The following is an 8,446-nucleotide window of genomic DNA, read 5'->3' as shown; positions in this document are numbered from 1 at the left end:
GCTGCTGCTTTTCGCGGTGGCGAGCTACGGGGACCGCAAGAGCCGGGATCCGAGTGTGGCGGCGCGCGGCCGGCCGCTCGTCTATGCCCTGTCGCTCGCGATCTACTGCACCTCCTGGACCTATTTCGGCGGCGTCGGCCTTGCGACGACGCACGGGCTCGAATTCGCGGGCATCTATATCGGCCCGATCCTGATGTTCACGCTCGGCATGCCGCTGATCCGGCGCATCGTGACGCTCGCCAAGTCCGAGCGCCTCACCTCGATTGCCGACTTCATCGCGGCACGCTACGGCAAGAATCCCGGCGTTGCGGCGATCGTCGCGCTGATCGCGCTCATCGGCTACGTGCCCTATATCGCGCTGCAGCTGAAGGCGGTGTCGAGTTCGGTCGCGGCCATGGTGGACACGTCCGGCTACGGCATTTCGCTCCAGGGCGGCATCGCCGATCTGCCGCTCGTCGTGACGCTCTTCCTCGCCTGCTTCGCCATCGTCTTCGGGACGCGCCACACCGACGCCACCGAGCACCAGGACGGCCTGATCCTCGCCATCTCGATGGAATCGCTCGTCAAGCTGATCGCCTTCGCCTCCGTCGGCGTCTATGTGCTGTTCTTCGTCTTCGACGGCTTCGGCGACCTCTGGAGCCGCGCCGCCGAGAACGCCCGCGTCGTGGCAGCGCTCAGCTACGAGACACCGGTCGCCCGCTGGCTGCTGCTGATCGTGCTCTCCGCCTTCGCGATCATCATGCTGCCGCGCCAGTTCCACGTCGCGGTCGTCGAGAACCGCACGCAGGGCGAACTGCGCATGGCCGGCATCCTGCTGCCGCTCTATCTTATCGCGATCAACCTCTTCGTGTTGCCGATCGCCATCGGTGGCGTCTTCGCCTTCGACGGACAGGGCGATGCAGACCTCTACGTCCTCACGCTCCCCCTGTCCGAGGGGCAGCCGCTCCTCACCATGATCGCCTTCATCGGAGGCTTCTCAGCCGCGACCGCGATGGTGATCGTCGCCTCGGTGGCGCTGTCCATCATGGTCTCGAACGACATCGTCATCCCGATCTTCCTGCGGCGGAACCTGATCGGCGGCGAAAGCCAGCAGGCGGACCTCTCCCGCACGCTGCTGCGCATCCGCCGCTTCGCCATCTTCTTCGTGCTGCTCCTCGGCTATGCCTACTATCGCGCCGCCTCGTCCAATGCGGGGCTTGCCTCCATGGGGCTCCTCGCCTTTGCGGCAATCGCCCAGGTCGCGCCGTCGCTGCTCGGCGGTCTCTTCTGGCGCCAGGCGACGGCGCGTGGTGCGATGGCGGGCATGATCTCAGGGCTCGTCGTCTGGGCCTATCTGCTCTTCCTGCCGAGCCTTGGCGTCTCCGACAATGCCTATGTCGCCGAAACCGTGCTCGGCTTCCTGTTTCCCGGCTCGACGATCTTCACCGGCGAGGCGGCCGACCCGCTCGTCAATGCGACGCTGCTCGCCATAATGGTCAATATCGGGGCCTATGTCGTCGGTTCGCTGACCCGCAACCCGACGCCGATCGAGCGCCTGCAGGCGGGAACGTTCATCCGCAGCAAGCCGCAGCTCGAACGCGCCTTCCGCGGCCGCCGCACCAAGGTGACGATCAGCGACCTCAAGACGACGATCGCGCGCTATCTCGGCGAGGAGCGCATGCAGCGCTCGTTCCACACCTACGAACGCCAGTCCGGCCGATGGCTCGACGACAATGCGCCGGCGGACATGGCGCTCGTTCATTTTTCCGAGCAGTTGCTCGGCAGCGCGATCGGTTCGTCGTCCGCCCGGCTCGTGCTGTCGCTTGCGCTCAGGCGCATCGACGACATGCCCGCGGACACGAACTGGCTGCTCGACCAGGCAAGCGAAGCGCTGCTCTACAACCAGGACATGCTGCAGACCGCGCTGGGGCAGATGGATCAGGGCATCGCGGTCTTCGACAGCGCTGCAAACCTGACGGTCTGGAACCGGCGATTCCGGCAATTGCTCGACCTTCCGGAACAGGTGGGCCAGGTCGGCTATCCGCTGCGCGACATCGTCGGCATGCTCGCCCAGCGCGGCAACAGCGCGCCCTCGGAGACCCAGGCGCTCCTTGACCGCATCATGACCTTCGACGTGCCGTTTCCGCTCGTCCTGTCCGGCGGCAGCCGCATCGTCGAAGTGCGCACGAACGCCATGCCGGACAAGGGCTTCGTCGCCACCTTCTCCGACATCACCGACCGCGTGGAGGCGGACCGGGCGCTGAAGCAGGCAAACGAGACGCTCGAAATGCGCGTGCAGGAACGCACCGCCGAGCTCACCCGCGTCAACACGGAGCTCGCGGAGGCGCGCGCTTCGGCGGAGGAAGCCAATATCGGCAAGACGCGTTTCTTTGCGGCCGCGGGGCATGACATCCTTCAGCCGCTCAACGCGGCACGGCTCTATTCGTCGTCGCTCGTCGAGCGGCTCGGCGATTCGGAAAACCGCATGCTGATCCACAACATCGACTCCTCGCTCGAGTCGGTCGAAGCCATTCTCGGCGCCGTGCTCGACATCTCCCGGCTCGACACGGGCGCGATGAAGCCGCGCTTCCAGACCGTGGCGCTGAAGGACCTGCTCCGGCGCATCGAGACCGACTTTGCCCCGATGGCCCGCACGAAGAACCTGAGCTTCAAGGTGGTTCCAAGCTCGCTTGTCGTGCGTACCGATCCGAACCTGCTGCGTCGCCTCGTCCAGAACCTCGTCTCCAACGCCATCAAATACACCAACACGGGCAAGATCGTCGTCGGCGTCCGGCGCAGGGGCACGGCGGCCCATATCCAGGTGGTGGATTCGGGCATCGGCATTCCCGCCTCGAAATTCCGTACCGTCTTCAAGGAATTCGCCCGGCTCGACGAGGGCGCCCGCACGGCGCCGGGGCTCGGTCTTGGCCTGTCGATCGTCGACCGCATCTCGCGCGTGCTCGGGCATCCGGTCGACCTGCAGTCCGTGCCGGGCCGCGGCACGAGCTTCAAGGTGCGGGTCCCAGTCGACGAATCGGCGGCGCGGCTGAAAGCGGAAACGCCTCCGCCCGTTGCGAAGGCGGAAGCGCTGACGGGACTGCGCGTCGTCTGCATCGACAACGAACCCAAGATTCTCGACGGCATGCGCGTGCTGTTGTCCGGCTGGGGGTGCGAGGTGACACTTGCCGATTCGCTTGCGGCGACCGAGACGCTTGCGGCGACAGATCTCCAGAAACCCCACGCCATCATCGCCGACTACCATCTCGGCGACGGCACCGGCATCGAGGCTATCGCAGCGCTCCGCGCATCGCTCGGCACAGGCATTCCGGCGCTGCTCATCACCGCCGACCGCACCCCGGAGGTGCGCGCGGAGGCGGACCGGAACGATATAGCGATGCAGAACAAGCCGGTGCGGCCGGCATCCATGCGTGCCTGGCTGAGCCAGCTCTCGGTGGCCGGACGCGTGGCGGCGGAGTGACAGCGGCGTCGTGTCGTCAGGCGGCCGCCTTCGCGGCCCCGATCTTCGTCAGCTGGATCACCGCCTGGGTGCGGCTGTCGACATTGAGCTTCAGCAGGATCGCCGAGACATGGGCCTTGATGGTCGCCTCGGAAACGCCGAGCTCATAGGCAATCTGCTTGTTGAGCAGGCCTTCGGCAAGCATGGCGAGCACCCGCGACTGCTGCGGCGTCAGCGTGCGCAGCCGGTTGATCAGGTCGGCGACCTCGGCGTCGGGCTCCATGCCGCGGCTATAGCCGCCGGGCGTATAGATATTGCCCTCCAGCACCGCCGCTATGCCGGTGCGGATCTCGTCGATCGCGGCAGATTTGGAAATGAAGCCCGAGGCGCCAAGGTCGAGCGCCCGACGGATGGTCGCGTGATCGTCGCTTGCCGAGACGATGACCACGGGGAGGCTCGGGAATTCCGCCCGCAACGCGATGAGGCCGGAGAGACCACTGACGCCGGGCATCGCGAGGTCGAGCAGCATCAGGTCGGCGGACGCATTGTCGGAGGCGGCGGTCCGCGCGGCCTCGAAGTCGCCAGCCTCGATGATGGCAGGATTTCCGTCCATACCGGTCAGCGCCTGTTTCAGCGCGCCGCGAAACAGCGGGTGATCGTCGGCGATGATGATTGTCGATGCTTCCATGCGGCTCCCTCCCAAGAGCGCGGACAGACGGCAAGACCCGCCCGAATCCGCGATCCTGCACCCAGGCGCCTCGGGGCCGCCGTCGGGAACCCGTCTCAGGTCTTCTGAGGCTCCAGTTCCGTCCCGGGGGCGGCGTCCTCTTCGCCACCCTCGAGATTCTTCACGATGTCCATGAAGCGCTGCATCATTCTTTCCATGATGCCCATGGTCCGGTCAATCTCCTCGTCGGTGGGAAGGCGCGGTTTCAGGGCGTTCGACGGCATATTCCCGCCCTTTTCCAAGGCCTCCACCCGCTTCGTCAGCAAGTCGAGCTCCTTCTCGAACGCCGCCCGTTCGTCGGCGGCCATGCGGCAGGCGATCTGGCCGTTCGTCTCGCGGCAGAGCGACACCTCGCCCGTCACCGTGTCGAGCCGTACCAGGCCGCTTTCCGTCCGCTCCATCCGAAAGCGTCCTTCGCCTTCCGCGCGCGCCGTCGAGGCGGCCGCGAGCAGAACGGGCAACATCAGGCCGATGAGTACGATGCGCATGTTCGTCCCTCCAAAAATCATGCTCGCCGCGGTCGCGACCAGTGGACAATTTCCCGACGATGCTGCAAGCGCTATCGCGGGAGGCCCCGCGGCCATCGGAGAAACATCCATGTCGTCCCCAATATACAAGATCGTTCCGGCAAGTCTGTGGCAAAAAGCACGGGAAACGGGAACGTTCGTCGGCTCGCTGGTCGACCTGACCGACGGCTTCATCCACTTCTCCACCGCGACCCAGACCATCGAAACGGCGGCCCGCCACTTCAAGGGTCAGAAGGATCTCATTCTCGTTGCCGTCGACGAGGAGAAACTCGGAGACACGGTGATCTACGAGCCGTCGCGTGGCGGCGACCTCTTCCCGCATCTTTACGGCACGCTTCCGATGGAGGCGGTCATCTGGGAAAGGCCGCTGCCGCTCGGCGATGACGGCCTTCATGTCTTTCCGGAGATGGAGGCATGATCGGGCCCCTCGCCGGCATCGCCCGCAAGGGCCTCTTCCTGTTCGATCCGGAAACGGCGCACGGCCTGTCGATCGCCGCCCTGCGGTCCGGGCTGGTGCCGGGCTGCCGGCGCAGCGATCCGCGGCTCGCCCAGACGGTCGCCGGCATCGCCTTTCCCAATCCGCTCGGCCTGGCGGCGGGATACGACAAGAATGCCGAGGTTCCGGAAGAGATCCTGAAGCTCGGCTTCGGTTTCACGGAGATCGGCACCGTCACGCCGCGGCCCCAAACCGGCAACCCCAAGCCGCGCATCTTCCGGCTTGCCGCAGACGAGGCCGTGATCAACCGCCTCGGCTTCAACAACGAGGGTCATGCGACCGCGCTGGAGCGGCTGAAGCGCTGCTCGCGCCGGGCGCTGATCGGCGTCAACATCGGGGCGAACAAGGGCAGCGAAGACCGCATTGCCGATTATGTCGCCGGTATCCGCACCTTCTACGATGTGGCGCGCTACTTCACGGCCAACATCTCCTCGCCGAACACGCCGGGCCTGCGCGATCTGCAGGGCCGCGAGAGCCTGGCCGCGCTGCTCGCAGCGGTGCTGCAGGCGCGCAACGAGGAAAGGACGCGCAGCGGCCGGCATGTGCCCGTCTTCCTGAAGATCGCACCCGACCTGACGGAGGAAGGGCTGGACGACATCGCCGCCGAAGCGCTCTCCCACGATCTCGATGGGCTCATCGTCTGCAACACCACGCTTTCGCGCGACGGTCTGACGGACCGAACCCACGCGGGCGAGGCCGGCGGCCTTTCCGGCCGGCCGCTCTTCGACAAGTCGACCGCCGTTCTCGCGCGGATGCGCAAGCGGGTGGGGGCGAGCCTGCCGATCATCGGGGTGGGCGGCGTCGGGTCGGCGGAGACGGCGGCGGAGAAGATCCGCGCCGGCGCGGACCTTGTGCAGCTCTATTCCTGCATGGTCTATGGCGGCCCGGGGCTGCCAGGCCGCATTCTCGAGGGCCTCTCGGCGCTCTGCGTCCGGGATGGGCTTGCCAACATCCACGACCTGCGCGACAGCCGGGTCGATCACTGGGCGGCCCGTCCCCTTTGACCCGCCCGGAACCAACGCCGCCCTTTGCCGTTCCCGTCGTGTACGGGTGGAGCGCCCGGCAGATGCCCGAGCGGCGGTAGCCGGACGCCGACCCCGCTTTGACGGAGGCGGCCATGGCAGATAACGAGGACGATCGCATTCGGCGGCGGGCCTACCGGATCTGGGAAGAGGAAGGACGGCCGGAAGGGCGGGAATACAGCCACTGGCTGCGCGCCCGGCAGGAAGAACGAGCGAGCGGCCTGCCAGACGATATGAGCCGGGCCGACGCGGCCGAGATCGCGAAAAACACAGTGCCGCCCGGGACCGTTCCCGACAATCCGACACGCGCGGCGGCACTGCCCACGTCCGCCGCCGCGGTCGATGGACTGCGGCCGAAGGCCAGTGCCGCGGCCGGCAAGACCGGCACGAAGGCGCCGCCGCTCGACGAACGGGACATCGACACCCAACTCGACGAACCGAATGCCTGAGCGGTTCAGCCGGCCGTGAAATGCCGTTGCGCCTGCGCCGGCAGTCGCCACGCAAGGAAGACGCCGCGCATCAGGAGGAAGAGATTGAGCGCGATCCACAGCCCGTGGTTTGCCAGAAACGGCACCAGCAGCGCAAGCGCGACCAGGTAGCCGGCAAAGGCCGCGAGCATCATGTTGCGCATGGCGGCCGACCAGGTCGCGCCGATGTAAACGCCGTCCATCTGGAAGGCGAGCGCGCCCGTCAGGGCCGTAAGGGCGGCCCAGGGCACGTAGCGCGCCGCTTCCGCGCGGATTTCCGGCACGGTGGTCAGCAGGCCGACGATCGCCTCTCCAAACACGAGAAAGAAAAGCGTGGTCGCGAGCGCAAGACCGAGGGACCAGCCGAATGTGAGCTTGACGGCGCGGTCGAAGGCCGGGCGATAGCCGGCGCCGAACGCTCGACCGACAAGCTGCTCGGCGGCATTGGCAAGCCCGTCGAGATAATAGCCCGCGACGAGAAACATGTTCATCAGCACCGCGTTTGCCGCGAGCGAAAGCGGACCGAGCGCCGTTCCGATCCGCGTCATCAGCGTGAAGGCGCCGAGCAGCACGAAAGTGCGGATCATGATGTCGCGGTTGAGCGAGAAGAGCGCCGCCAGCCTGTCCCGGGCAAAGATTTCCGCAATTGCAGGGCGTTCGTCGCGTCTAAAGCGGCGGAGAACGAGACAGAGACCGACAAGCACGCCGGCCGTCTCACCCGCGACGGTGCCCCAGGCGATGCCGGCGATGCCCCAGCCGAGATGCAGCCCGAGCAGGATCGACAGCCCGATGTTGATGCCGTTGATGACAGTCTGCAGCAGGAGGCCCGTCATGCCCTGGCCCCGCCCCAGAACGAATCCGAGCAGTGCGTAGTTGGTCAGCGCCATGGGGCCGGAGAGCACGCGAATCGAGAAGTAGGTCGACGTCGCCGCCGCCACGCCGGACCCGGGGCCCATGAGCGCGAGACCCGCGGCGAGCAGCAGCGGCGACAGCAGCACGATCGCCGTGCCGCCGACGACCGCAATGACGAGCGAACGCCAGAAGACGGATTGCTCCTCGCGCCGGTCGCCGCGACCGAAGGCCTGGGCCACCAGGCCCGTCGTGGAGGCACGCAGGAAATTGAAGCTGGCGAAGACGAGGTCGAACAGGACGGCGCCGATGGCGAGCCCGGCAAGCACGTCGGCCGAGCCGAGCCGGCCGGCGACGGCCGTATCGGTCAAGCCGAGAAGCGGCGTGGTGAGGAAGCCGAGCGTCATCGGAATGGCGATGGAGAGCACCAGCCGGTGCGTCACCACGAAGGGGCCGGAGCCGTCGCTCCGTATCACGTGCGTGCCGTCCATGGGAATCCTTGCGGGCTTGCCGACAGGCATGCCGGGGAGAATCAGGTCAACTGGCGAGTACCATGGCCCAGTAGGGCCGGCTCCCGGAAGAGGGATTCGCGACAACGGCGACGCCGAGGCCGCGATAGCCCGGCCCGAGCATGTTCACCAGGTGCTTCGGCGACCGGACCCACGCGTCGAAGGCTTCCGCCGTGCTCTCCTGACCGGCCGCGATGTTTTCGGCAGCCGGAAGCGGCACCTCCATGCCCTTCATCCGTTTCAGGAAATTGGCGCCGGCGCCGATATTGTGCTCCATGCGGCCGACAGCCGCCATACGCGCGGCCTGGTCCATCGCCGCCCGGGCGGCGGCCGGGTCGCGGCCAAGCGCCGGCAGTCCGCGACCGGCCCTGAGCGCGTTGATCAGGGCGAGCGTCTCGTCCGTGCGATCCGCC

At 67.0% G+C, this 8,446-nt stretch carries 8 protein-coding genes; 4 read left to right on the top strand and 4 right to left on the bottom strand.

What is annotated here, in order from left to right; genetic code table 11:
• Window position 1: 1 nt before the first annotated feature.
• Window positions 2-3,457, top strand: a complete 3,456-nt coding sequence (locus tag LXM94_RS24735) for a hybrid sensor histidine kinase/response regulator (protein WP_235774390.1) — start codon at window positions 2-4, stop codon at window positions 3,455-3,457.
• Between the two features lie 16 nt (window positions 3,458-3,473).
• On the opposite strand, the gene LXM94_RS24730 is transcribed toward LXM94_RS24735, so the two are convergent.
• Together LXM94_RS24730 and LXM94_RS24725 are read right to left on the bottom strand one after the other, a co-directional pair.
• Window positions 3,474-4,124 carry a response regulator gene (locus tag LXM94_RS24730; RefSeq protein WP_235774388.1) on the bottom strand — a complete coding sequence of 217 codons (651 nt, stop codon included), beginning with the start codon at window positions 4,122-4,124 and terminating at the stop codon, window positions 3,474-3,476.
• Window positions 4,125-4,219: 95 nt separating this feature from the next.
• Window positions 4,220-4,651, bottom strand: a complete 432-nt coding sequence (locus LXM94_RS24725; RefSeq protein ID WP_408015697.1) for a hypothetical protein — start codon at window positions 4,649-4,651, stop codon at window positions 4,220-4,222.
• A 109-nt stretch (window positions 4,652-4,760) separates the two neighbouring features.
• Here LXM94_RS24725 and LXM94_RS24720 point away from each other — a divergent pair, with 109 nt between their 5' ends.
• The 3 genes from LXM94_RS24720 (at window position 4,761) to LXM94_RS24710 (ending at window position 6,657) form a co-directional block, all read left to right on the top strand.
• Entirely contained in the window at window positions 4,761-5,108 is a 348-nt protein-coding gene (locus tag LXM94_RS24720; protein ID WP_235774386.1) for a DUF952 domain-containing protein, read from the top strand.
• On the top strand, window positions 5,105-6,190 hold the full coding sequence (locus tag LXM94_RS24715) for a quinone-dependent dihydroorotate dehydrogenase (RefSeq protein WP_235774384.1): 1,086 nt from the start codon (window positions 5,105-5,107) through the stop codon (window positions 6,188-6,190). Before LXM94_RS24720 ends, LXM94_RS24715 begins: the two co-directional genes overlap by 4 nt.
• Before the next feature lie 98 nt (window positions 6,191-6,288).
• Window positions 6,289-6,657 carry a DUF2934 domain-containing protein gene (locus LXM94_RS24710; RefSeq protein ID WP_235774382.1) on the top strand — a complete coding sequence of 123 codons (369 nt, stop codon included), beginning with the start codon at window positions 6,289-6,291 and terminating at the stop codon, window positions 6,655-6,657.
• Window positions 6,658-6,662: 5 nt separating this feature from the next.
• Here LXM94_RS24710 and LXM94_RS24705 read toward each other — a convergent pair whose 3' ends face one another.
• Together LXM94_RS24705 and LXM94_RS24700 are read right to left on the bottom strand one after the other, a co-directional pair.
• The gene (locus tag LXM94_RS24705) at window positions 6,663-8,015 is read right to left on the bottom strand and encodes an MATE family efflux transporter (protein ID WP_235774380.1); all 1,353 of its coding nucleotides are present in this window, start codon (window positions 8,013-8,015) and stop codon (window positions 6,663-6,665) included.
• Window positions 8,016-8,061: 46 nt separating this feature from the next.
• Window positions 8,062-8,446: CAP domain-containing protein (locus LXM94_RS24700; protein ID WP_235774378.1), on the bottom strand; the 385-nt coding region annotated here is incomplete at its 5' end.

Source organism: Rhizobium alarense (genome assembly GCF_021555155.1).
Classification (GTDB): Bacteria; Pseudomonadota; Alphaproteobacteria; order Rhizobiales; family Rhizobiaceae; genus Rhizobium_D; species Rhizobium_D alarense.
This window is presented reverse-complemented; position numbering and strand designations above follow the sequence as displayed.

Excerpts from the sequence above, each read along its gene's own strand:
- LXM94_RS24730 (WP_235774388.1), bottom strand. The coding sequence starts at position 4,124 with ATGGAAGCATCGACAATCATCATCGCCGACGATCACCCGCTGTTTCGC.
- LXM94_RS24725 (WP_408015697.1), bottom strand. The coding sequence starts at position 4,651 with ATGCGCATCGTACTCATCGGCCTGATGTTGCCCGTTCTGCTCGCGGCC.
- LXM94_RS24720 (WP_235774386.1), top strand. The coding sequence starts at position 4,761 with ATGTCGTCCCCAATATACAAGATCGTTCCGGCAAGTCTGTGGCAAAAA.
- LXM94_RS24715 (WP_235774384.1), top strand. The coding sequence starts at position 5,105 with ATGATCGGGCCCCTCGCCGGCATCGCCCGCAAGGGCCTCTTCCTGTTC.
- LXM94_RS24705 (WP_235774380.1), bottom strand. The coding sequence starts at position 8,015 with ATGGACGGCACGCACGTGATACGGAGCGACGGCTCCGGCCCCTTCGTG.